At 52.9% G+C, this 22,703-nt stretch carries 22 protein-coding genes and 1 pseudogene; 16 read left to right on the forward strand and 7 right to left on the reverse strand.

Annotated features, from left to right (window positions below):
• The first annotated feature begins 424 nt into the window (after positions 1 to 424).
• Positions 425 to 616, forward strand: a complete 192-nt coding sequence (locus EKL30_RS18405; RefSeq protein ID WP_126708713.1) for a hypothetical protein — start codon at positions 425 to 427, stop codon at positions 614 to 616.
• Here the strand turns inward: EKL30_RS18405 and EKL30_RS18410 are convergent.
• Positions 611 to 2,230: a Fic family protein gene (locus EKL30_RS18410; RefSeq protein ID WP_126708714.1), complete on the reverse strand. Its 1,620-nt coding sequence runs from the start codon at positions 2,228 to 2,230 to the stop codon at positions 611 to 613. The genes EKL30_RS18405 and EKL30_RS18410 overlap by 6 nt on opposite strands.
• 543 nt (positions 2,231 to 2,773) lie before the next feature.
• Here EKL30_RS18410 and EKL30_RS18415 point away from each other — a divergent pair.
• The 8 genes from EKL30_RS18415 (at position 2,774) to EKL30_RS18450 (ending at position 11,195) form a co-directional block, all read left to right on the forward strand.
• Complete coding sequence (locus EKL30_RS18415; RefSeq protein ID WP_126708715.1) at positions 2,774 to 3,829, forward strand: LacI family DNA-binding transcriptional regulator; 1,056 nt, start codon at positions 2,774 to 2,776, stop codon at positions 3,827 to 3,829.
• Between the two features lie 373 nt (positions 3,830 to 4,202).
• Complete coding sequence (locus EKL30_RS18420) at positions 4,203 to 5,078, forward strand: branched-chain amino acid ABC transporter permease (RefSeq protein WP_126708716.1); 876 nt, start codon at positions 4,203 to 4,205, stop codon at positions 5,076 to 5,078.
• Between the two features lie 9 nt (positions 5,079 to 5,087).
• Positions 5,088 to 6,074: a branched-chain amino acid ABC transporter permease gene (locus EKL30_RS18425; RefSeq protein WP_126708717.1), complete on the forward strand. Its 987-nt coding sequence runs from the start codon at positions 5,088 to 5,090 to the stop codon at positions 6,072 to 6,074.
• The gene (locus EKL30_RS18430) at positions 6,074 to 6,835 is read left to right on the forward strand and encodes an ABC transporter ATP-binding protein (RefSeq protein WP_126708718.1); all 762 of its coding nucleotides are present in this window, start codon (positions 6,074 to 6,076) and stop codon (positions 6,833 to 6,835) included. The genes EKL30_RS18425 and EKL30_RS18430 overlap by 1 nt, the downstream gene beginning before the upstream one ends.
• A gap of 1 nt (position 6,836) precedes the next feature.
• Positions 6,837 to 7,550, forward strand: coding sequence for an ABC transporter ATP-binding protein (locus EKL30_RS18435; protein WP_126708719.1), 714 nt, complete (start codon positions 6,837 to 6,839; stop codon positions 7,548 to 7,550).
• A gap of 56 nt (positions 7,551 to 7,606) precedes the next feature.
• Positions 7,607 to 8,719: an ABC transporter substrate-binding protein gene (locus tag EKL30_RS18440; RefSeq protein ID WP_126708720.1), complete on the forward strand. Its 1,113-nt coding sequence runs from the start codon at positions 7,607 to 7,609 to the stop codon at positions 8,717 to 8,719.
• 68 nt (positions 8,720 to 8,787) lie between these two features.
• Complete coding sequence (locus EKL30_RS18445) at positions 8,788 to 9,870, forward strand: C45 family peptidase (protein ID WP_126708721.1); 1,083 nt, start codon at positions 8,788 to 8,790, stop codon at positions 9,868 to 9,870.
• Positions 9,867 to 11,195, forward strand: coding sequence for an amidase (locus tag EKL30_RS18450; protein WP_126708722.1), 1,329 nt, complete (start codon positions 9,867 to 9,869; stop codon positions 11,193 to 11,195). The genes EKL30_RS18445 and EKL30_RS18450 overlap by 4 nt, the downstream gene beginning before the upstream one ends.
• 86 nt (positions 11,196 to 11,281) lie before the next feature.
• Here EKL30_RS18450 and EKL30_RS18455 read toward each other — a convergent pair whose 3' ends face one another.
• On the reverse strand, positions 11,282 to 12,016 hold the full coding sequence (locus tag EKL30_RS18455) for a hypothetical protein (RefSeq protein WP_126708723.1): 735 nt from the start codon (positions 12,014 to 12,016) through the stop codon (positions 11,282 to 11,284).
• Positions 12,017 to 12,645: 629 nt separating this feature from the next.
• On the opposite strand from EKL30_RS18455, the gene EKL30_RS18460 reads away from it, so the two are divergent.
• From EKL30_RS18460 to EKL30_RS18900, 3 genes are read left to right on the forward strand one after another with little or no spacing between them, the layout of a single operon-like run.
• Positions 12,646 to 13,956, forward strand: coding sequence for a DNA methylase (locus tag EKL30_RS18460; RefSeq protein WP_126708724.1), 1,311 nt, complete (start codon positions 12,646 to 12,648; stop codon positions 13,954 to 13,956).
• Between the two features lie 2 nt (positions 13,957 to 13,958).
• Positions 13,959 to 15,101 (forward strand): DUF262 domain-containing protein, encoded by a 1,143-nt coding sequence (locus tag EKL30_RS18465; RefSeq protein ID WP_126708725.1) that lies wholly within the window; start codon positions 13,959 to 13,961, stop codon positions 15,099 to 15,101.
• Positions 15,094 to 15,864, forward strand: coding sequence for an MAE_28990/MAE_18760 family HEPN-like nuclease (locus EKL30_RS18900; RefSeq protein WP_158618443.1), 771 nt, complete (start codon positions 15,094 to 15,096; stop codon positions 15,862 to 15,864). The genes EKL30_RS18465 and EKL30_RS18900 overlap by 8 nt, the downstream gene beginning before the upstream one ends.
• Positions 15,865 to 15,868: 4 nt before the next feature.
• Here EKL30_RS18900 and EKL30_RS19280 read toward each other — a convergent pair.
• The 5 genes and pseudogenes from EKL30_RS19280 to EKL30_RS18485 form a co-directional block, all read right to left on the reverse strand.
• Positions 15,869 to 16,036: pseudogene (locus tag EKL30_RS19280) on the reverse strand (tyrosine-type recombinase/integrase); the annotation flags it as partial.
• Positions 16,026 to 16,181, reverse strand: a complete 156-nt coding sequence (locus tag EKL30_RS18905; RefSeq protein ID WP_158618444.1) for a hypothetical protein — start codon at positions 16,179 to 16,181, stop codon at positions 16,026 to 16,028. The pseudogene EKL30_RS19280 and the gene EKL30_RS18905, both read right to left, overlap by 11 nt.
• Positions 16,182 to 16,343: 162 nt before the next feature.
• Complete coding sequence (locus EKL30_RS18475; protein WP_126708727.1) at positions 16,344 to 17,360, reverse strand: tripartite tricarboxylate transporter substrate binding protein; 1,017 nt, start codon at positions 17,358 to 17,360, stop codon at positions 16,344 to 16,346.
• 45 nt (positions 17,361 to 17,405) lie between these two features.
• Entirely contained in the window at positions 17,406 to 18,026 is a 621-nt protein-coding gene (locus EKL30_RS18480; RefSeq protein ID WP_126708728.1) for a flavin reductase family protein, read from the reverse strand.
• A gap of 26 nt (positions 18,027 to 18,052) precedes the next feature.
• Positions 18,053 to 18,895, reverse strand: a complete 843-nt coding sequence (locus EKL30_RS18485) for an alpha/beta fold hydrolase (RefSeq protein WP_233583269.1) — start codon at positions 18,893 to 18,895, stop codon at positions 18,053 to 18,055.
• A 97-nt stretch (positions 18,896 to 18,992) separates the two neighbouring features.
• Between EKL30_RS18485 and EKL30_RS18490 the strand changes: the two genes are divergently transcribed.
• The 4 genes from EKL30_RS18490 to EKL30_RS18505 all read left to right on the forward strand — a co-directional run bounded on the left by EKL30_RS18490 (position 18,993) and on the right by EKL30_RS18505 (position 22,377).
• Positions 18,993 to 19,907, forward strand: coding sequence for a LysR family transcriptional regulator (locus EKL30_RS18490; protein ID WP_126708729.1), 915 nt, complete (start codon positions 18,993 to 18,995; stop codon positions 19,905 to 19,907).
• Between the two features lie 92 nt (positions 19,908 to 19,999).
• Positions 20,000 to 21,190 (forward strand): CaiB/BaiF CoA-transferase family protein, encoded by a 1,191-nt coding sequence (locus EKL30_RS18495; RefSeq protein ID WP_126708730.1) that lies wholly within the window; start codon positions 20,000 to 20,002, stop codon positions 21,188 to 21,190.
• Positions 21,191 to 21,215: 25 nt separating this feature from the next.
• Complete coding sequence (locus tag EKL30_RS18500; RefSeq protein ID WP_126708731.1) at positions 21,216 to 22,007, forward strand: enoyl-CoA hydratase; 792 nt, start codon at positions 21,216 to 21,218, stop codon at positions 22,005 to 22,007.
• Between the two features lie 157 nt (positions 22,008 to 22,164).
• The gene (locus EKL30_RS18505) at positions 22,165 to 22,377 is read left to right on the forward strand and encodes a hypothetical protein (protein ID WP_199748609.1); all 213 of its coding nucleotides are present in this window, start codon (positions 22,165 to 22,167) and stop codon (positions 22,375 to 22,377) included.
• Positions 22,378 to 22,703 lie beyond the last annotated feature (326 nt).

Raw genomic sequence — 22,703 nt, forward strand, 5'->3', positions numbered from 1 at the left:
ACTCCCAAACTCGTCAAGGATCCGACTGCGTCCTGTTGACCGAATTAATCAATTCGCGTCGTTTATATTGTCTTAATGACTTCGCATCAAGTGCCTGGCGCGTTTTCACACAGCCTCGACCCGTTGCTGACCTTTGGCGGTATCACGCAGTCCGGTGATCCGTTGTTGATTCCGCCCGCCTTCATGGCGGCAGCGTGAAAAGCCTCGGCGTCGGCGCGCTTCACCCGTCCAATGAAATATTCCCAGCCTGAATAATCCCGCGCCATTTAATAATTTCAGACGCGATTAAGCCAGCGAATGCGCCCTCATTTCATCTAATATGGTTGTGCAGAGCTGTCCAGTTCGGAGCAATCCAACCATCAATGAAGCAAGCGGTCACGGTATTTTCCGTGGCCGCTTTTCATACAAGCATTACGGAGCAGTTATGGCAATCACGTTGGACGATGTTCGTCTTGGCGAAATTTATTACGGTTATTTGCTGGAGCTGGCTCGTACGAATCCGGGAGCAACCGTGCGATACGGCGCTTTAGTGGAACGGGCAAAAGTGGAGTATCCGGACGACGATATCGTACAGGGCGCTATCGCCACCAGTATCGGCCGGCGCCTGGATTCATGATTCCCTGCCAGCGGGCCGTGAAGGATGGTAGCGGTCGAGGATATGATTATCGGCGGGCGGGTCCTCCTGGAAAGCCAGGGATACGGTCTGGATGATTTCCGTCCATACGCCGGGCTCACTCAGTATTGGCATTTGCTTGGCCAGTGCATTGCTCAATTCACTGTTGTTTTGCTCAATGGATCTAAGGATACGGTCTGCCTGCTGGTCAGGCATTTCGACGACCTCTTTGAGCGCCTGGCGAGCGCGCCCGTGATTGCGCAGGTAGCGTGATTGCTCCCGCATCTGTTCTGTCAGAGTACGTTTGACAACGTTGGACAGGTAGACGACATGCGGGCCCAAATCAAGATAGCGCCATACAGGGCGAACGTGTTCATTTCCGTTGAACTCGAAGTTCGAAACGACGCCATCCGGATAGGTGGTATGCCTGGATGTGGACGTTATATGTTCACGCGCCTCTTGCATCAGGGGTTTGGATACCTCATCCAGCACGCGATCGTAATTGCGACGCTCTCCAGAATCGTCTGTGATGACTGCTGATACGGGGAGAATCAACGGGTCGGGCACCGCGCCATCGCGCCGCAATATGTCGTTGATTAGAAAACGGTGTACACGACCATTGCCGTCGGCCAGCGGATGAATGTAGACAAAGCCGAAAGCGGCTACCGCACTGCGCATGACAGGCGACTGTCCTTGTGTGCGCTCAAGGAAAACGCGAAGGCCTTCCAGCATGGCCGCGACGTCATCTGCTGGTGGCGCCACATAGTGCACAACATCCTGATTGCGTACGGTTTCTCCTACGAAGACGGGCGACTGGCGCAAGCCGAAATGGGTGAGCGTAGTGCGCTCGCCCAGTATCTCGCTTTGTAGTTGAGCAAGGGCGGTGTCGCTCAACGGGCTTTCGCCGTGGCCCGTTCTTCGAGCCATGACCTCGGCGAACCGTTCGATGCGGCTGGCGCGGTCTGCTTCACCCTCAATGGCAAAACTGGCTTTGCTTTCACGTAGCGTCATCCATACGGCGGCGCGTTGCAGCAGGTCTTCGCCGAATTCGTCCGTCAGGTTCTGGAAGAGCTGCGGTACATCCAAGGCCATGGCCTGGATCGCTGCATCGGTCTTGACGATGGTTGGGCAAAAGTATGGTGTACCCGGCAAATTGTCATTGATCCGCCAGCGCGGTACTTTCACCGCGCGATCCGCTGAAGCCGCTACAAGTTTGGTGTTGTCGATGGCATCGACATAATTACCGCCGATGCGTTCCGGTACCTGTAAGGTATCTTCGGTCAACCACTCGTACAGAAAGGCAGCCCGGCGGGCATACTGCCCCGTCGGCTCGGCATCGACCCAGGCCTGAACAAAGGCGGGGCCGGTCTTCGCGAACAGGCGAGACAGGAACTCGAGCTGCGGCACTTCGTGGCGCAGGTGAAATTGAAGGTGTGCGGCAGGCTCAGGTGAAGGTCGCATGGCCTTCGGGTAGGTCTCCAGTCTGTCGCCGTTACTGATCTGTGTGGCCCGTCGCCCGCCGAGCTGGCTTTGTACTGGCATACGCCCGATCGGAAGAAGCTGATACGCCTGTGCGAGCCACCCCCCGCCAATAGGGTCGTTGGGAAGGTCACTCATGGAATGTTCCTAGTGCTGTTGCGGCAGGATGCCCAAAAATGATTAACTTATGCTGGCAACGCGTTAATTCCATTATGCTTGCATAAAAGTAATTATAAAAGCGTTTTCTGGTGAAAATTCGATTTCCTGTCTACTAGACAGCAAACGGAGTTTTTCGGCCTGGCCGTTGCAAAGAAAGGATTACGGCTGCTCAAAAACGATTAGTATTCACCAGTTCTGCACGTTTTCGATTATTTCGTGGCTTATCACTGTCGCAATAAATTCCGGATTCCAGCCGTAACTTTAGCCGCGAGCAGCAGGCGAACGGTATCAGCGTAGGTTTTGTCCATGAGGGGTCAGGCTTAATACTTCTAGCGTTATCAAACGATATTGGAAGCGTCCTTGACGATGTCGCGCTCGTGACCAAAGCGGGCTTCAAGAAAGACCGGAGCCGTGGCCAACATGGGTGCCGGGTAACATGGATCAGAATGGATTACGCCAAGCGCTTCTGCATTAAACTTGGCAAAGTAAGACAAATAGTAAGTCGCTCACCTAAAAGCACACATGCCACTTAATAAACCCAAGCCGCGCGGTCGTACAACGCTGCGTTCGCTCGCTGAACAGCTGGGCATCCATGTTTCGACCGTGTCTCGGGTTTTAAATGGTACCGAAGCAGAGGCGCGCAGCGCCGCGTCACCCGAAGTCATCGAGCGCATCAAGCGGCTCGCCGAGGAACTGAATTACCGCCCTAATCGTCAGGCCATTGGGCTGAAAACGCGCAAGACGCGTTTGCTGGGCGTCATTTTGCCGCGCCTCACTGATTTGGTCGTCGCCATGATCTACGAAGGCATTGATGCGGCGGCCAAAGACAACCAATACCTGACATTCGTCGGGGTAACGCTGGATATGCCCGAGCGTCAAATACAGCTAGGCGAAGCGGCGCTGGATCAGAATGTGGAAGGGCTGATCATCGGGGACGCTCGCCTTGATAATGTCTCGTTCCTGGACGAAATCGCCCGCAGAAACATTCCCATCGTGCTCGTCAATCGCCGTGCCGGATCGTATTGCTCGGTGACATGCAACGATCGCAAAGGCGGGCGCCTGGTCGCCGAACATCTTGTTGAGTTGGGTCATCGGGATATCTGCGTAATGGCCGGCGAGCCCTACGCCAGCACCGGGCACGACAGGACAGCAGGTTTTCTTGAGCGCTGTGCCGAGCTGGGCGTCGCTATTTCGCCAGACTGGATCGTTCATAGCGGGTTCGATACCAAAAGCGGCAGGGCGTTAGGAGAACAGATTTTCTCGCGCAGCAAACGTCCTACTGCAGTTTTTGCGGTCAATGATTTCTTGGCAATAGGGTTGATGGGTGCGCTGCGCGACCAGGGCATCCAAGTCGGTCGCGACGTGGCGGTGGTGGGGTTCAATGACACGCCGATCGCTGCAGAGCTGCCCATAGGACTCAGCACAATACGCTCGCCGATGCACCAAATGGGCTACCGCAGCGTTGAAGTGTTGTTGGATATGATTGCAGGCCGCAGCACCGCGCCAGAATTACTTGAGCCTACCTTGTGCGTTCGCGAGAGCTCGAACCCAAACGTTCGGGTTTATACCGGGTTGTAGATCTGCAACGACGAAATATAGAATTACCCTAACGTTCGGGTAAACAGATACCAAGACATAAAAATCACGAGGAGACGCCGGCTTGAGTCCGTCGAACGAGTCCACCGACACTCGCTGCGACGCCAACGTTTATTACCGTAAACATCAATCAAGCCGATAGGTCCGCCCAAAAAAATAGCGGCGTAACCGAAAAGTCATAATCCAGATCCAAAGAGCACCAGTTTTTGCGAACGACGTATTGGCTTCGCAAGCCTTAGTGCTGCCCGTTGATTCGCCGTGCACTGCATAGGTCGGATACTTTTTAACTGCTATTGAACACCCCAGTCAGAAGAAATTTAAAGCCGTGTAACAGCTACGTATGGGAGGTGGCTTGATGGAAGATTTCATTCAACAGCTTATTTTCGGCCTCTCGGTCGGAAGTACTTATGCCTTGATGGCGCTTGCCATCACGCTGGTTTTTCGAGGCATGGACGTCATCAATTTTGCCCAGGGCGAGTTCTTTATGGCGGGGGCCTTCATGGGCTATGTCTTCCATGTGGATTTAGGGTTGGCCATGTGGTTGGCCCTGCCGCTTAGCATGGTGTCGGCCTTCATCTTTGGCTCGCTGATCGAACGCATTTTCTTGCGCAAACTCGAAAATAATGCCAACGGCCTTTCACTGCTGGTCATGACGATCGCCTTGTTCATCATGCTCCGAAGCGTCGCGCAGCTTATCTTTGGGTCTTCAGCCTACCGTTTCCCCGCCATGACCGATTCGGTCGTAAGGCTAGGCGGCGTCCAAATCAGCACTCAATATGTGATTGTGATTGCGACCACCTTCATCATGATGGGGCTTCTGTACGTGCTGTTTACCAAGACAGCACTGGGCCTGTCGCTTAGGGCAGTGGCACAAGACAAAACGACGGCCCGCATGATGGGCATCAATGTTTCTCGCGTGAACAATGTTACGTTTGGCTTGTGCTCGGTGTTGGGCGCCGTGGCCGGGATCGTCTACGCACCCATTGCGGTGCTGTCCTTTGATATGGGGCAACTGATCATTCTTAAAGGATTCACGGCGGCATTGCTTGGCGGCTTGGGCCTGGTGTCCGGTGCGGTGCTCGGTGGCTTCGCGCTGGGTGTCATTGAGCAGTACGGAACGTTGTTGCTGGCTTCGGCCTACAAGGATCTTGTTTCATTCTCGATTCTGTTGCTCATCATCCTTGTCAAACCTAATGGTTTGCTTGGCAAGAAACAAATCCAAAAGGTCTAGGGGCATTCGATGTTGATAAAAAAATATGGAAACATCATCGCCCTAGCGGCATTGGTGATTATTCCCTTGCTGTTGAATGACCCATTCTTCACACACATGGGGATTCGCGCCACGACCGCGGCCATCGTGGTCATGGGCCTGACGCTGTTTATTGGCTATACCGGGCAGATCTCGCTGGGCCATGCCGCGTTCTTTGGTCTGGCGGCCTATATTTCCGGCCTGCTCATGAAATCCGGCTTTCCTTTCATGGGATCCGTTGCGATCGCCACAATCAGCGTTGGCATACTGGGCTGCATTGTTGGGCTGATTGTCTTGCGCACCGCTGGTCATTACCTTGCCTTGGCGAGTATTGCCGTGGGGGTCATTCTTCAGGTGCTGGTCAAGAACAGTTCCATTACGGGCGGCCCTTCTGGATTGACGTCCGTACCTAGCCCGAGCTTTTTCGGTTGGACGCTCGACAGTGACCTTGGGTATTACTACATGGTGCTCGCCTGCATGGTCGTGGGCTTTATTGTGCTGCGCAGGATCACCGATTCGCGAACGGGCGATGCCTTGCGCTCCATCGCCAATAACGAGCTCGCCGCCCAATCGCTTGGTATTCCGGTCTTTAAATACAAGGTACTTTCGTTTACCGTCAGCACGATGTTCGCCGCCTTCGCCGGGACATTGTTTGTTCATTACGATGGCTTCATCGACCCCGAAAGAATGGGCCTGCCGATTTCCATCTTCTTCTTTGTGATGGCGTTTATCGGCGGTATTGGAAATCTGTACGGCTCGATCATTGGCGCATTCGCCATCACGATACTGGAAGAGTACGCCCAAGGCTTTGGAAGCTACAACGTGCTGGTTTATGGATTGTTATTGGCCGTCGTCATCCTTTTTCTGCCCAAGGGTTTATCGGATCTGCCAAACGTCGTGCACCGCTGGAAGTCGCGCTACCTGCCTAATGGGTTAGCTGATTTGCCAGGAATTGTGCAGCGCTGGAGAACACGATAATGACCTTATCAGTAAAAGAAATTTCGCTTCAGTTTGGTGGGGTCAGTGCCCTGACACAGGTTTCGTTCGATGTGCCGGAGGGTCGAGTAACTGGCCTGATCGGCCCCAACGGGGCAGGTAAGACGTCGTTGTTCAACGTGATCAGCGGGATCTACACCCCCACGTCGGGCCAGGTGTTCTACAAAGAGCACGAGATCAGCAAAATGCGGCTCGACCAGATCAACCGGCTGGGGGTGGCCAGAACCTTCCAGAACATCATGGTGTTTCCCGAGCTGAGTCTGGTGGAAAACGTCATGATAGGTCGTCAAAGTCGCACCAAGTCGGGTGTTATCGCCTCGATTTTGCGTACCCGCAAAGAGCGCGCGGAACGACGCGAGGCCGAGCGTCGCTCGATCGAGTTGTTGTCCTACGTGGGTCTGGACAAGAAAAAAGACGAGTTAGCCAAGAACTTGCCTTACGGCGAGCAGCGCCAACTTGATATTGCCCGCGCATTGGCAACCGACCCGAAAATTCTGCTACTGGATGAACCCGCTGCGGGCTTGAACCTGCAAGAGCGTGTGGCGCTTAAAACGTTAATCAAGAAACTTAATGCCATGGGCTACACCATTGTGCTCATCGAGCACGACGTCAAGCTGGTCATGGATCTTTGCAGCAGCATTGTGGTGCTCGAGTATGGGAACAAAATTGCCGAGGGGGATCCGGAACGGGTGCAGAACGACCCCAAAGTGATCGCCGCATACCTCGGCACGGGGGCCGAATAACATGTTGAAAATCAAAAATATCGACACCTACTACGGCCACGTGCACGCCATCAAGAAAATCAGCGTTGAGGTCGATACTGGCGAGTTTGTGACACTGATCGGGGCCAATGGGGCCGGGAAAAGTACGCTGTTGAAATCCATTATCGGATTGCAGCCGGTGCGTAACGGCAGCATCGAATTCATGGAGCAGCGCATCGAGGCCGAGAGTTCCGATGCGATTATCCGGCGCGGCATCAGCATTGTGCCCGAAGGCCGGCGCGTATTCCCGGACTTTACGGTCGCCGAGAACCTGGCCGTTGGCGCGCGTGCCCGAAGGTCGACCAAAGCGGAAATGAAAGAGGACGCTGACAAGATTCTTAGCCAGTTTCCACGGCTTAAGGAAAGGTGGAAGCAAAAAGCCGGAACGATGAGCGGTGGCGAACAGCAGATGGTTGCCATTGGCCGCGCCCTCATGGGTCGCCCCAAATTACTGTTGTTAGACGAACCTTCGCTGGGGCTGGCACCCTTGGTCGTTGCAGAATTGATGACCAAGCTTAAAGAGATCCATGCCGCCGGCACCACAATTTTGCTGGTCGAGCAGAACGTAACGCTTGCGCTGAAAATCGCGCAGCGCGGCTACCTGATGGAGTCCGGCGAAATCGTTGCCACGGACGACGCCAAGACCTTGCTGGAAAGCGACGAGATTCGAAAAGCCTATCTTGGCATCGAAGCCTAACCGGTCATTGTTGTTGACTTAAAAAAATCATTAGTCCCACCATGAGGAGATGGAGCATGTTTAAAAAGTCCAAGCTGTTTTTTGCGGTGTTGGGTTTAACCGTCGCAACGGGCGCTGCCCATGCCGACGCATTGAAGATGGGCATTATCGAGTCGATATCGGGTTCTGCTGCGGCGTATGGCGATAACCACCGCAAAGGCACGCGTTTAGCGATCGAAGAGATCAATAAGGCCGGAGGCTTCAATGGCAAGCCCATCGAGGTTCATGCCGAGGACGATCGCAGCGACCCGGCAGCCGGCATTAACGCGGCGAAAAAGCTGATCGCCCAACAAAAGGTGGACGTTATCGTTGGCTCGTCGGCCAGCCTGGTGACGATCGCCTTTACCAAAGAAAACGAACGCTACAAGGTTCCTGCCATTACCGGACAGGCGGGTTCACCGACCGTCACAGAGCAGGGCTACAAATATACCTGGCGCGTCAACATGACGGACGCCCAGCTGAACGAGAAGGCCGTCGAGTACTTTGCCCAGAATAAGAACACTAAGAAGTTCGCGTTCTTGGTGGAAAACTCTGACTACGGCAAACCACCCACCAAGGTTGCCGCTGACCGCGCCAAAGCACTTGGCGCCCAAGTCACGGCCTACGAAGAATACAACCGTGGTGAAACCGACTTCAAAGCGCAGTTAAGCAAAATCAAAACCACCGCGCCTGAAGTTATCTTCGTTCATGGCTACTACACCGAGGGTTCTATTATTGCCCGTCAAATCAAAGAGTTGGGCATCGATGCGACCTTGATCGTCAACATGGGCCAGGGCGTGCCAAAATTCGTCGAGCTGGCCGGTGCGGCGTCAAATGGCTCCGTCTTCCCCACCACCTGGATCACGGGGCTCGATAACGAAAAATCCCGCAAGTTCGAGGAAGCTTTCAAGGCCAAGTACAACCACGAGCCCGGTGCGTTCGAAGCGGGCACCTATGATTCCGTGTACACGGTCGTCGAAGCGGCTAAACGCGGTGGCGGCACCAATCCAAAGCAAATCCAGGAAGGCTTGGGAAAGCTTGAAGGCTTTGAAATCTTGTTGGGCAAAATAGCCTTCAACGAAAAAAACCAGAATAGTGGATCGGTTCGCCTCGCCACGTTCGCGGACGGAAAAATCGTTCCATTCAATTAAGTTGTAGTGGCGGCGGCCTGCCTTGTCGGTAGGCCGCTTTTGTTGCATGGTGGAAAGGAATTGTTGATATGGCTTTTCAGTATGTGAAGGTCAGCGGAGCCCCCTACGATATCGGTACGCAAATGGCGCAACAGGCCGGTGCAAAAATCAATCGTTGTATTGCGCTTTACGCGGAGCTTTTTGCCTCGGTGGGGGTGTCGTGGGAGGTGGCAGTAGAAAGGGCGCACGGGTATATCCCTGCCATAGAGCGGTACGACGCTGACCTGATCGCTGAGATGCAGGGCATGGCAGATGGCCTGAAGCGTCCGTTGGTTGACATCGTCGCACTCAACGCAAGGTCTGAAGTGATCTTTTCCGCAGCCGCTCTTGATGGCTGCACATCGCTGTCTGCCATTCCGCCCAAGACCGACGGGCACACCTATATTGCCCAGAACTGGGACCATTATCTGCGCTGGCACGATGTCATGCTGGTCGTTGAAATTGAACAAATCGACAAGCCGCGAATTCTTATGGTTACCGAAGCCGGCTTGATCGGCAAGATAGGCATGAACGATGCGGGCATCGGCCTGTGCTTTAACGCCTTGGGTTGTGAAGGCACCGCGGGCGGCCTGCCCATTCACTGCGCCGTGCGCGGCGTGTTGAACTCGAACTCGATCGGCGAGGCGATTGGCGCAGCCATTCAGCAGAAATCCGCCAATGGCGTCAACTTGCACATTGCCTCGAAAGAGGGCGTTGCCGTCGATATCGAGATGTCCAACGACGGCTATGACGTCATGTTCAATCACGATGGCACCTTTGCGCACACCAATCACTTCATCAGTCCCACCATGTTGAACTTCGTCAAGGACCGCTTCCAGGAGCGCACGCCCGACACGCACATCAGGCTGGGTGTCGCGCAGCGTCGCTTGAACCATCATGATGGCCCTATCGACTTGGCGGCCATGCAGAATATTCTTAAAGACCACATCAACTATCCCGATGCCATTTGCCGCCATGCCGAAAGCGACCCGCGGCCGGTGGGCAAGCGCGGCAATATCTTCGAGACGGTGTTTTCCATCGTCACGGATCTGACTGACGGTGCCATGCATGTGGCCAATGGTCCGCCCTGCACGGCGGCATTTACGGTGTATAAATTTGGAGCCCGGTCATGAAAAGTGTCGTAGAACTTGTAGACGCCTATCGCACAGGAGAGCGCTCGCCCGTGGAAGTCGTCGACGGTATGCTGGCCGACATCGAGACATCGACCATCAACGCCTACATCACTGTTTTAGGAGAGCAGGCCCGAGCTGAAGCGCAAGCCGCGCAAGAACGGATTGCCGCGGGTCAGGAAATCAGGGCGCTTGAGGGTGTGCCCATCGCCATTAAAGATTTGATCGATGTCGCCGGTCATCGCACAACAATGGGCGCGGAAGCGTACGCCGATCATGTTTCCGAAGCCGATGCCGAGGTCGTGCGCCTGCTTAGAAAAGAGGGCGCCATCATCATCGGCAAGGCCAATACACATCAATTCGCTTACGGATCGACGGGCGACAGGTCTTTCTTTGGCCCGGCTAAAAACCCCCATGATCCCGCGCGCATTACGGGCGGTTCAAGTAGCGGCTCAGCGGCAACCGTCGCCGCAGGCTTGGCCTACGGCTCGATAGGCACCGATACGAGCGCATCCATACGGCTACCCGCAGCACTTTGCGGTGTGGTCGGCATGAAAGCCACCTTGGGACTGGTCTCTAAAGAGGGCGTGTTCCCGCTGTCTGAAACGCTGGACCACATTGGACCCTTGAGCACCTGTGTGAAAGACAATGCATTGCTGCTGGAGATTATTGCGCAACGCCCGCTGGGCACGTATTCCAGCAAGATAGGCCGAGATATTAGCGGCTTGGTCATAGGGGTGCCGACCCGGTTTTATGGCGAGTATCTGTCGCCCGCGGTGAAGCGCAGCATGCAAGAGGGCATTGAAGCGTTGCAAGCAGCCGGTGCCACGGTAAAAACGGTAGAGATCGACAACATTTACGATATCTACGACGCGCAGCAATTCGTGCTGAAGGTCGAGGCCTATGCCACCCATGCGGCCTCGTTAACTGTCAAGGCGTCCTACCTGCCCGAGGTGCAAGCGCGGCTATTGGCGGGCAAAGACGCCTTGGCGTCAGATTACCTTCAGGCGCTGAAATACCAGGGCACTGCTCAAGCGAGCTTTGACAAAGCGCTGGATGGTGTGGACGTGTTGCTTACGCCAACCTGCGGCATCAGCGCGACCTTACGTGATGAGCGCAGCACGCGTATTAACGATGAAGAGCGTGGAACCATGTGGTTGCTGACCCGCTTGACGGCGCCCACCAACTTTTCGGGGCATCCGAGTTTGTCCGTTCCTTTTGGGAAGGATGTCAACGGCATGCCGCTAGGCTTGCAGTTGATCGGGAAAATGCATGATGAGGAGACGCTGTATCAAGTGGCTCGCCGCCTGGAAATCCCTGCCGGTTAAGGTTTGATTATTCGAGCGGGTGAGTCGTCCTTTCCTCTGAATAGTAGAAGCAAGGTGACGCCCCGCGACGGGCGTGGGCAATCTGGTTAGAGTTTCTTCCAGCGGTAGCGCACTCCAACATTATCTGCCTGGATCACCTCAAGCAGCTTGTCGTTGATTCCCACCAGAGTCGGCTCTCCGGCGAAGTCAAAAACAAACTTTCTTGAGGTTTTATCAGCATCGTCAACCTGTTCCCATGTAAAGTGAAGTTGACCGCCGTAGTAGCCATCAAAGTTAATCCGCGTGACTGATTGGATGGCGAACGGCCTAGTGTCCTGTTGTGGCTTATAACTCTGGCGGTCTTCATCGGAAAAATTGCGCTTCCAGATGGTGGTCATGCCATTGTGGATGGAGTTATCCACTACCCACTGCATTGTCCCATCGGTGTTTGAAATTCTGACTCCAATGCAGTCTCCGTCCTGCACAACACTGCCCAGACCAGGGAAGGACGCTGCCGACGTGGCCAAGTCACCGCAGTAATACTTCCACTCTCCGCTGAAGCGGGTTAGTACGAGCCGTCCTACGCCTACATGCACGGGGAACGGAATGTACATGGACCCGGGGATCATCATGTCTACCGGATGGTCCACTGGAATGTATTCCCCTTGGACATAGCTGCCGTCGACGAAAATCGACTGTCCCGTTCCGGCTTTCAGTTCAATATCTAACGGCGCAGAAAATCGATGCACTGTGAAGGCTGGCGGAACGTGGCGTGGTGTTGCAGCACAGCCGACGAGAAGGACGGTAAGGGCGAGTAGTAAGTAGAATTTGCGTTTCATCATGGTAGATCAGACATCATAAGACGACGGCAGTATACCGCTCGAAGATACCGCTTCCTGCTTAAACCGATGCGCAGTTTTGTTCAACGTGCAGCGTGTGATTCATCAAATTAGTCCTTTTCCTAGCGGGGCGCGATAATCACTCCCGCCGAATGCGGGAGTCATCTAACGGGCAACATATTTGGTGCCTTCCGAAATAGGGGGCCGCCCCATGCCAATTACTGAGCGAATGTGCCAGGACTAGAGACGGTGTTATTCGCAGCCTTAACTGGAGCAATAGGGGCCCGAATGTTTACATCTGCGCCGAAGGTCGCGCATTTTTTCGCGGTGAATCGACAAGCCAAAAGCCGCCAGAATACTTAATGCCACAAATCGGCGCGAACGAAACTACCGCCATTCTCTATGAGTAAATGTCTTTCCAATCGCTACACACCCGGAAAAGACTACTTGCGCGACTGCAGGTAGTTGTTTACCGCCAAAGCGTTAGTTTGGTCGTCAGTGTTTGGAAACCGTCGGGGCGCACGAGAAATGTATCCCTTCACCATCAGTTAAGGCACGCCGAGAGTTGTGTTTCCGCGCATATCAAAAATCGCCGGGGTCGTCCCAATAGGGTAAGATGATGAGCAAAAACTTTGACACAGAGTTCCATTACTTTATTTATGAAGCCATTCGCAAATCCTGCACGACCAAGAAAAGCGAAGGCGCGGAGCCAGGGAGAGTTCTATCCATACTATGCCGGTTTTTCGTCGTTGTTTGTTGCAGATGCTATTGCGTGGGCACTACAAGGCTGTACGGGATCTGTACTAGATCCTTGGAATGGGGCAGGAACCACAACGACTGCAGCATTTCGCCGAGATGTTGTTGGCATAGGTTTTGACCTTAACCCTGTAATGGTAGTCGTAGCAAAGGCAAATTTACTTTCGCCTTTAGACGCGGGCGTAATTTCGCCACTGACCGACAAACTGATCGAGGCTGCAAGGGTATTCGATGGAAGTGGGCGAAAGAATTCGCTTGAATTATATTTTAAGCCGAGGGCTGCAAATACTCTCCAGTGCATTGCGCTAGCAATATGGGAGTATCTAGTTGCAGAGATGAGACCGATCTGTAAATCAGACGAAGTGAATAAAATATCGCCACTACCCGCGGCATTTTTTGTTGGATTGTTCAATACGGTCAGAAGTTTAATCCGCCAGTTCAATACCAGTAATCCAACATGGATCAAAATTCCTAGCACACCCCAGGAAAAAGTAAGTGCGCGCAGTTGCGTGGTTCTGGAGCGTTTTAAGCAAGAAATGAATCGAATTGGGGAGCTATGCTCCAATCGTCAAGTTTTTGCGCACACGTCTCAGTCTATCTGTATGTTGGGTGATGCAAGAGCGTTGAGTTTGGCAGACTCATCGATTGATGCCATTATCACTTCTCCCCCCTATTGCACTAGGTTGGATTACGCGAGGGCAACATTGCCTGAACTGCTCGTATTGGAGACGATAGGTTTGGCACGTTATAGCGAGACACGAAAATTACTTATGGGTTCTGCCATAACAAACAAGCCTGCAACTGCAGTTCCGAACCACCGGTGGGGCAACGCCTGTCTTGGGTTATTGGAGTCTGTCTTCAATCACCCTTCAAAAGCGTCCAAAACGTATTATTACAACCAGCACTTTTCTTATTTTGACGATCTCTTTGATTCCATCGGTGAAATTAGTCGAGTGACACGTCCCGGGGGTAGAGTTTGTATTGTGGCGCAAGACTCATATTACAAAGACGTCCATAATGATCTCCCTGCAATAATCGGTGAAATGGCTGCCGATAGAGGTCTAACGCCGATGGGATCACATGCATACAAAAAATCGAACTCAATCAAATTAATAAATACGCGCTCTGCAGGTTATGGAGTTCAACGGTTTCCTGTGGAGACCGCAATCCTATTTGAAAAAGGTTGAAGATGGGTGTTTTAGACGACGTCGGAAGTCATCGAAATGAGTTAAAGACGGATTCATATACCACTACAATTAGCGATCTTCTTGCGACCTACAAGCGGGGAGATTTGAGGATCAATCCTGAATATCAGCGACTTTTTCGATGGGGGCTAGATAGGCAGTCCGAATATATTGAGTCGCTGCTATTAAATATTCCAACACCACCGCTTTTCTTTGCGACGAACCCGGATGGTAAAACAGAGGTCATCGACGGTTTGCAGAGGCTTAGCACTTTGCTCAAATTCTTTGCAACTGAGATTTTCGACGGTGCACCTATTGCTACAAATGAAAATAACGATATTGAGCAGAATAATATTCAGGTGGGTACGCTGCTATATTCAGCGCCTCTCGTCGAATCATTAGAGGGATTCTCTCTTTCCACATTACCGGAAACCCTCACTCGTACTCTCAGGTACACCCGAATTCCGATTATCGTATTGGAGAAGGAATCTTCGCCACGAGCTAGATTTCACGTTTTCAAGCGGCTTAATCGCTCTGGCTCAATCTTGTCGGACCAAGAAATCCGCAATTGCTCTGCGCGGCTATTTGGGAATAAGTTTCCGGATATATTGCGGGATTTGGCATCAGAAGAATGTGTTGAGTTAGCTTTGGCACTTCCTGACGAACAAGCTAAAAAAATGGGCGTAGCAGAGCAATTGCTACGGTTGCTCGCTAACGCACATAGCCCACAGCCTCTCCGACATTCAGTCATTGAGTTTCTTGATGGCTTTATGGAATATGCATCGGAGGGCAAGTTTGTTTTTGATCGAATGGAGCAGAATAGAGTAATTGAGATTTTTTCATTAATTTCTGCTATGTACCCAAATGGGGAGGCATTTCGCTTTTGGAAGGATGGAAAGTCTCAGGGAGCGTTCAGCTCCAATTTGTTCGATATTGTCGCCACAGGCATTTATCGGAATCTGGATTTCCTACGTAAACATCCCGATCAGCTGAGTACCCGTATTGCTCGATTGCTACAAGGTGATGAAATCAGAGAGGTTACTGGGGCAGGTTCTAATACAAAGAAGAAACATCAAGGACGCTTAGACCTAGGCGCTCGTTGGTTCTCGGAGGACTTTATGCCTCCTGAGGAGCACGGAGATGAATAATACTAGGCGCGATTTTGTCGCAGAGGTGACATTCACTCGCGATAATGATTGTTTGCCGGTTCTTGAAAACCTTCGCTCGTTGCTTTCTGATCAAATATCTGAACGTGATACGCTCCGTCTGATGGCTGTCCCAATGCTCTATTCTGTTTGGGAGCGGTGCTTTTCCTTATGGACGTCTATTTGTTTAAAGATCATTCGTGATAATCATATAAGAGCGGCCGACTGTCCGCCTCAGCTTCGTGCTTATTGGTTACGGAAAGCAGGATTTTTCAAGAGTTTTATTGATACGATTCGTGATGTTGTGGAGTTGGAGCGAGAGGATTCAGTTTTTAATCAAACCTCAGGGCTGAGCAAAAAAATAACTAAAGGCGGTTTTCATCTGTCCGCTAAAGTATTGAGGGAGCTAGATACGTGGCATCAGCAGCCCTTTTCGGCAAAGCTCGACGTTAAGGAATTGGTTTTAACTTACTCTAATGTAAACGATGCGGTTGTGGCGGTAAATGCCGAAGCTCTGGGGCTTGTCAATATGGACGCATATTCCAAACTTGACTTGTCACGCTTGGGCGGTTTGGTAGGCTTGCGAAATGGTATTGGCCATGGCGCGATGTTGAACCCGCCCGGAGAAAAGGAGTTGGAGGAGCTTCTTGCATACACCGAATCTTTGGTGCAACAATATGCCGATGTGATTCTTGAATGGGTAAATGCGCATGCTGCCTCAGACCCAGATGATGGATCAAGCGTGGGAATAGCATACAGTTCGTAGGACATCTACTGCGAAGTTTATCCAACTTTGCCACCGAATTCTTAGCCTCAATATGCGTATACCGTTTCAGCATCTGCATAGACTTATGTCCGCAGACCGGAGGCACTTGCTGATCCGATAACCCGGCGTCAACGAGCCGGCTGACAGCTTCATGTCGCAAGTCATAAAACTGTCCGGATGCGGGTTTCTTTCAGGTGGATGTCATGGCCCCGCTGCGTCATCACTTCGCGCGCCTCGTGCAGCATCCGGTCCCGTGCGTCAACGCCGACGCTGTGGAGTGTCTGGGTCCATACGGCTTCACGAACATTAGCGGACATGTATGTTGTATCGAAGAGGTTCAGACCTCAATATGCGTAGTCCTGACGCATACACAAGTCGGCGTCTCGATCAATATGTTTTAACCCGCCGCTGAGCATAGAACGACAACGGCCGCTAACGCAGCCGTGTCGATGTAGATTTGCTTGTGAATTACAGCAAGACTAGTTGAACCGAATATTTGCCTTTTCCAGTACGCCTTTCCAATACTTGGTGTCCTCCCCGAGCTGACGCTTAAAATCAGCCGCATGCACCGGATTGGGCACCATGCCCAGCGCAATAAGCTGGCTTTTCACCTCGGGCAGTTCCAAAATTTTTGCAAGCTCATTACCGATTTTCGCAACGATGGGCTGGGGCGTGCCTGCCGGAGCGAAAACGCCATACCAAGACGGTAGCTCATAACCCGCAATGCCAGCATCCTTCAAGGGGGGCACGCCAGGCAAGGTGTCAAGTGGCTTGCTGCCAGTTACCGCCAATGCGCGTAGCCGACCATTTTTCACATGCTCAACTGCCGTGGGCACCGACGAGAAGATGAGATCGGTTTCTCCGCCAAGCAAGCCGGTCATGGCGGGCGCTCCCCCGCGATAGGGCACATGGGTGAGCTTTATGCCAGCCCCTTGCTGAAACACTTCTCCTGCCAAATGGGCCGTCGTTCCGATGCCCGCGGATCCAAAATCCACTTGATCGGGGTTGGTTTTCGCCAACTGCACGATGTCTTGTACGCCTTTTGCTGGATGATCCCCTTTGACCACCATGACGTTCGCCACATCGACCAGCGACAATATAGGCTCAAGGTCTTGTAGCGGCTTGTAATTCAAGTCCTTCATGATGTTCGGGTTCACGACGATGGGTCCTATCGTGCCCAGCAGCAGGGTGTATCCATCAGCTGCAGCGCGCGATACGTGTGAGGTCGCCACAATGCCACCGGCCCCGGCCCGGTTCTCTACAACAACGGGCTGACCCAAAGCCTTACTCAGATGCTGGCCCACCACGCGAGCCAGTACGTCGGTTGAGCCGCCAGGCGCAAAACCATCGACGATGGTGACTGGTCGCTGCGGGTAGGACGCAGCCGCGTCCGATCCAGTGGCCCATGCAGCCGAACCAGAGGCGAGCGATACGCTTAGAGCGCAAATTGCGGTGCCAAGCACGAAGCGCCTGACTGGTTGAAATTTAATGGTCATATTGTCTCCTGATAGTGATTTCTTTAAGTGATGAACCGGTGAGCTTCATGCGTAGCGCGAGGTGTCGGGCCGATGCACTTCGAATAGGTCTGTCGTTCGGCTATACCAACTGCGTCCATGCATGCGTGCAATCAAACCCATCTGTTCGGCAAGCACATAGCCTTTTTCGACGTCATAGAACTGGTCTTTAATGTGGTAGTGCACGATGGTGCCGACGATGATGCTCCGCTCATTACCAATGTCGAGCGCGGTTAAGCGTGAACACTCAAGGCTGATGGGCGATTCTGCAATGCGCGGCGGTGCCACCTGCACCGAGGCTACGGCCGTAAGGCCCGAGTGTTCGAGTTCGTTCACATCGGCATCCAGCGCACTGGCACACAAGTTCATTTTGTCGGCCATCGGTTCGTTCACCAGATTGATGACAAATTCGCCGGTCTGTTGAATGTTCCGCGCCGTATCCTTAGGCGTTCCGGGCGCGCGAGCATCAATGCCTATGACCACCGTTGGTGGGGAGGCTGCCATAATGTTAAATAGACTGAATGGCGCCGCGTTGATGACACCGTTTCGATCCAACGAAGTAACCAAGGCGATAGGGCGCGGAAGCACACTGCTCATTAGCAGCTTGTATTGCTGCGAGCTATCTAGGGTTTTTAGGTCAATGTCCATGTAAATTTTCTTCTCGGGTGATCCGCTTATATGCTGCTTTGCGTAACGGAAAAAATAAAGTCGTCCACCAACTGATTAAAGAGCTGCGGCTCTTCCAGATTGACGGCATGTCCTGATCGAGGAATGATAGCCAAGCCGCAACGGGGGATGCTGCGGTTAAGCATCAGGTTAGGCATTAGAGTGGGCTCATCGCGATCGCCCGTGATCAGTAAAACAGGAAGGTCGATCTTTGCGAGCTCGCCTTGCAAGTCCCAAAGTGAAGGACGACGACTTTGCACGCCCAATAGCGTACGGCGCGACCCCTCGGCGTGATGTTCGGCCATCTGAGTCTTAAATTCCATCCAGCCTCTTGGGTCCTTTGCTAGCAAGGTCTTTCGAGCCGGTCCCATTGCATATCCTTCAACGTAGGTAGCAATGCCCACGTCTTGAATCTTCTGAGCGGACTGTGCGAAGAGATCTTGAAATTTGGTTCGCTCGCTAGGCTCGGCACCCGTGCCGCAACCGACCACAACCGCCGATAAACAACGCTCCGGAAAGTCCATGGCGAGCTGTAGAGCTGCAAAGCTACCCATGGACAGACCAACAATATGGGCACGCTCAACGCCGAGCGCATCCAAAACAGCAACAGCATCGACCGCCGCTTGCTGCATGGAATATTCATCGACCTTAGCGGGCACGTCCGAAGGCGGGTAACCCCGTGCGTTGAAGGTCACGCATTGGAACCGGCGGCTAAAGTGGCGTACTTGGCCCTCCCAGCTGCGGTGATCCCCAGCATATTCATGAATAAAGAGTATGGCTTCGCCCTTGCCCGTACTTTCGTAGTAAAGACGAGTGGCATCTACCGTGGCGAACCCCTGCTGCGTCATCATGTTCACAATTCAAAGCTCCTTCTGATGGACAGTATTATCGGTCTGGATTAAGCTAAATCACAAATATATAATTAAGCTGTATAAATCGATTTTCCATATGAACATTACGATACGCCAGTTGATCTACCTTCGCGAGATCGCCCGCTCACGCAGTTTCACAGAAGCGGCCAATCGCCTACATACGAGCCAGTCAAATTTAAGTACGGCCGTGAAAGCGTTGGAGGACGTTGTTGGCCTGCGGCTCATTAACCGGTCGACCAAGCACTTTGAATTAACAGACAGCGGGCGCAGTTTTCTCGCCGTATCGGAGCGCGTGTTAGACGACCTTCAAGCAGCACTGGAGAGTACTTCGGCCATCAGCCGTCTGGAGCGCGGTACGCTTTCAGTGGGCGCGCCAACGACGCATGCAGCCACTTATTTACCTGACATAATCGGCAGATTTCATCGCAAGCATCCAAATTTGGAGTTGCGCTTACATGAGGTGCAAAGTCGCGAGCTCTTGAACATGCTGCGTTCGCGTGATATTGAGCTTGCAGTCGGTACGTTTCGGAATGTGGGCAGTGACATCATGACCAAGGCGCTATTTGAAGACGAGCTTGTCGTCATGGCGCATCCCGACTTAAAGGTCTCCGGGTTCTGTACCTGGCGAGATTTACTACGCTTGCCGCTTGTGTCAATCGTCAAGACAAGCAGCGTGGGGCAGATGATCGAAGAAACGGCATGGGACAGCATCCAGCAGCGGTTCAAGCCGCTGATGGAGGTAGAAAGCTGGATGTCCGTTGTGGCGCTAACAGAGTCTTTGCGCGCTGCCAGCATTGCCCCAAAAAAGGTCGCAGAACAGACTCGGTTGCGTGCTGGAGGTGCGTTGCTACAGATACATCCCTTGCATCGGCCAAAAATTAGCAGGACGATCTCTGTTGCTTATCTTGCCACACACAGTTTGACCCCTGCTGCGCAGGCGTTTGTTACGTTACTAAAGAACTCTCGAGAAGAGGATCACGCTGAAACATGATCGCTTTTTGATATAAATCAATCTAAATAATCAAATTGACATATAGGTAGGCAAAAAATAGACTGGCACCATTGAATTAAACGGATACTTAAATGGACCAGAGCCGCAGCCTACCCCTTCGGGGAATCAAAGTACTTGACCTGACACGAATCCGAGCTGGCCCCACCGCCACGCGGCAGTTCGTACATTGGGGAGCCGATGTGATCAAAATTGAAGCGCCCGAACTTCGCGTAGACGGTGTAGACATGGGCGGGCCGAGAACAAATTCTGACTTCCAAAATCTGAATGGGGGCAAGCGCAGCTTGACGCTGGACCTTAAGCACCCGCGTGGTCGACAGTTGTTCTATGAATTGGTGAAAACCGCCGACGTGGTCGTCGAGAATTTTCGGCCCGACGTCATGGACAAGCTGGAAATAAGCTACTCGCATTTGAAAGAGATCAACGCGCGCATCATCTGTGCCAGCATATCGGGATTTGGACAAGATGGCCCCTACCACAAGCGTCCAGGCTTCGATCAAATCATCCAGGGTATGAGCGGCTTGATGTCAGTCACGGGTCAACCCGGCACACCGTTCGTGCGTACAGGCATTGCCGTGGCCGACTCGGTAACCGGCCATATGTGCGCGCAAGGTGTGTTGCTTGCGCTTCTCGAACGTGAGCGCTCTGGCGTCGGGCAATGGGTGCAAGTGTCGCTTTTGGAAACGCTGATCAACTTAATGGACTTTCAAGCGGTGCGCTTTTTGAACGAGGGCGAGATGCCGGTTCAGGTCGGCAACGACCACGCAACGCGTATGCCTACGGGTGTATACCGCACGGCGGACGGCGAGGTGACGATTTGCGCTGCGGCCGACGCCATGTGGAAGAAGCTGTGTATGCAGATAGGGCGAGAAGACTTGATCGCAAACCCCTTGTTTTCGGAGCAGGCGGGCCGATCCAAAAACCGTCAAGCGTTAAATCATGAGTTGGAATCGACCTTGCTCACCCGTGATACCACCTATTGGGTGAACGAACTAAACAAGGCGGGGGTGGCCTGCGGACCGGTATACACAGTCGAGCAGATGTTTAGCGATGAGCAGGTAAAGCATCTTCAAGTGATCCGGCAAGTTCAGCATGATACGCTGGGTACTCGCTATGTGCTTGGCCAGCCGATCCGGCTATCTTCGGCCGCAGCAGTTGATGATAGGCCTGCGCCCGCACGAGGTGAGCACTCGAAGGAAATACTCAAAGAGATGGGCCTAACGGATCAGGAAGTAGCCCAGTTGCAGCGCGAACAAGTGCTATGAATCGATCACTAAAGCCAAGTCAAATATGAAACCTTCGCAGCCGCTATTCAGTTGCCCAGAGAACGAAATAGGTTATCTGGTATTTGATAATCCAGCCCGGCACAACGCCATGTCCTTACCGTTATGGGAAGCGGCCGAACGTAGCCTATTGGAGTTTGAATCCGATCCGAAGGTTAAAGCAGTGGTTATGCGCGGCGCGGGCGAGAAAGCCTTCGTTTCCGGGGCTGACATCTCGGAATTCGACACCGCTCGTGCTAATGCTAAACAAGCTTCCCAGTATGCGGCGGTGTCAAATCGTGCGCGTGAAGCGATGAGCTTATTAACGAAGCCGCTGATCGCTATGATCCGAGGCTATTGCTTTGGCGCAGGGCTTGATATTGCGCTGCGTGCTGATATACGGATCGCGAGCGAATGCGCGGTATTTTGCATTCCCGCAGCGAGATTGGGTATCGCTTACGGCTTGGAGAGCGTACAGATGCTCACCGATCTGGTTGGGCCCTCAGTGGCCAAAGACATACTGTTCACCGGTCGGCGAATCAATGCGCAAGAAGCGCTGCATCTGGGCCTGGTGAACCGCGTGATGCCCGCAGCTGAGTTGGAGCAGGCTACGCGAGACTATGTGTTGACGATCACGCGTAACGCCCCACTCACCATCAAGTCATCCAAGTTTAGCGTCAACCAAGCTTTGCTCGATTCTGCATCGCAAGACCTGGTGACGGCCAGGCGTTTGATCGCAGACTGTTTCGATAGCGCAGACTATCAAGAGGGGCGAGCAGCATTCCGAGAAAAAAGACCGCCGCAATTTCGCGGGTTGTGACTGCTCGAAACCCGTGGCCCCCCACAAAAAAGATTCATGCATCTGAGGGGACGCAAGGGTATTGAATCAGCCCAACGCGCGAGCAATTCCGTAGACCGGAGTTGCTCGAGTCTTCGTTTTTTCTTGTTCATCTCCAACCCCTTGGCACGGCGGGTGATTGGATTTGGCTACAGCGTGGCACAGACGCCTTCTGGCCGACTTTTACGAATTCGCATTGCGGCTATGGCTAGCCAGTGATTCAACCAATATCTCACATGCGCGCCCTGATTTGCAGCCCGATCATCCCCACTTGCTGGAACACGCATCGCACGGCGAGCACCGCCATCTTCTTATCATGGATGACCTGCAGCGGAGCTGGCCGCGCGAATAAGGACTTTGATTCGGGCACATGGACTCTTAATTTTTATCACCCCGGCAGAATCGAATGTCCTTCATCCGATTTCATCAGTTTTAGTGGCTCCTTCACTTGACCTTCGCTCAAGCGGCATCAGGTCGATGGAAGACTGAGCTTTCTGGTATCAGCGTCCTGTTAACCCTCCTCGGTAAGCCAGAGTTGGTTACCTTGAGTAGGGATATCGACGACCATGACGGAAAACAATGGCTGTTTTACCATAGCCAAACGAGATTCTTGGCCGGCTGGCGTCGAGAATCGAACTTGAATTGCAGGAGAATCAATGCTCAAACTTCTTGCGATCG

Source organism: Candidimonas sp. SYP-B2681, from assembly GCF_003971065.1.
Lineage (GTDB): Bacteria > Pseudomonadota > Gammaproteobacteria > Burkholderiales > Burkholderiaceae_B > Pollutimonas.

Coding starts and splice junctions, on each gene's coding strand:
- EKL30_RS18450 (WP_126708722.1), top strand. CDS start 9,867: ATGAAAAGTGTCGTAGAACTTGTAGACGCCTATCGCACAGGAGAGCGC.
- EKL30_RS18430 (WP_126708718.1), top strand. CDS start 6,074: ATGACCTTATCAGTAAAAGAAATTTCGCTTCAGTTTGGTGGGGTCAGT.
- EKL30_RS18495 (WP_126708730.1), top strand. CDS start 20,000: ATGGACCAGAGCCGCAGCCTACCCCTTCGGGGAATCAAAGTACTTGAC.
- EKL30_RS18435 (WP_126708719.1), top strand. CDS start 6,837: ATGTTGAAAATCAAAAATATCGACACCTACTACGGCCACGTGCACGCC.
- EKL30_RS18480 (WP_126708728.1), bottom strand. CDS start 18,026: ATGGACATTGACCTAAAAACCCTAGATAGCTCGCAGCAATACAAGCTG.
- EKL30_RS18415 (WP_126708715.1), top strand. CDS start 2,774: ATGCCACTTAATAAACCCAAGCCGCGCGGTCGTACAACGCTGCGTTCG.
- EKL30_RS18490 (WP_126708729.1), top strand. CDS start 18,993: ATGAACATTACGATACGCCAGTTGATCTACCTTCGCGAGATCGCCCGC.
- EKL30_RS18405 (WP_126708713.1), top strand. CDS start 425: ATGGCAATCACGTTGGACGATGTTCGTCTTGGCGAAATTTATTACGGT.
- EKL30_RS18500 (WP_126708731.1), top strand. CDS start 21,216: ATGAAACCTTCGCAGCCGCTATTCAGTTGCCCAGAGAACGAAATAGGT.
- EKL30_RS18485 (WP_233583269.1), bottom strand. CDS start 18,895: ATGATGACGCAGCAGGGGTTCGCCACGGTAGATGCCACTCGTCTTTAC.
- EKL30_RS18445 (WP_126708721.1), top strand. CDS start 8,788: ATGGCTTTTCAGTATGTGAAGGTCAGCGGAGCCCCCTACGATATCGGT.
- EKL30_RS18905 (WP_158618444.1), bottom strand. CDS start 16,181: ATGTCCGCTAATGTTCGTGAAGCCGTATGGACCCAGACACTCCACAGC.
- EKL30_RS18455 (WP_126708723.1), bottom strand. CDS start 12,016: ATGATGAAACGCAAATTCTACTTACTACTCGCCCTTACCGTCCTTCTC.
- EKL30_RS18440 (WP_126708720.1), top strand. CDS start 7,607: ATGTTTAAAAAGTCCAAGCTGTTTTTTGCGGTGTTGGGTTTAACCGTC.
- EKL30_RS18900 (WP_158618443.1), top strand. CDS start 15,094: ATGAATAATACTAGGCGCGATTTTGTCGCAGAGGTGACATTCACTCGC.
- EKL30_RS18475 (WP_126708727.1), bottom strand. CDS start 17,360: ATGACCATTAAATTTCAACCAGTCAGGCGCTTCGTGCTTGGCACCGCA.
- EKL30_RS18465 (WP_126708725.1), top strand. CDS start 13,959: ATGGGTGTTTTAGACGACGTCGGAAGTCATCGAAATGAGTTAAAGACG.
- EKL30_RS18420 (WP_126708716.1), top strand. CDS start 4,203: ATGGAAGATTTCATTCAACAGCTTATTTTCGGCCTCTCGGTCGGAAGT.
- EKL30_RS18410 (WP_126708714.1), bottom strand. CDS start 2,230: ATGAGTGACCTTCCCAACGACCCTATTGGCGGGGGGTGGCTCGCACAG.
- EKL30_RS18425 (WP_126708717.1), top strand. CDS start 5,088: ATGTTGATAAAAAAATATGGAAACATCATCGCCCTAGCGGCATTGGTG.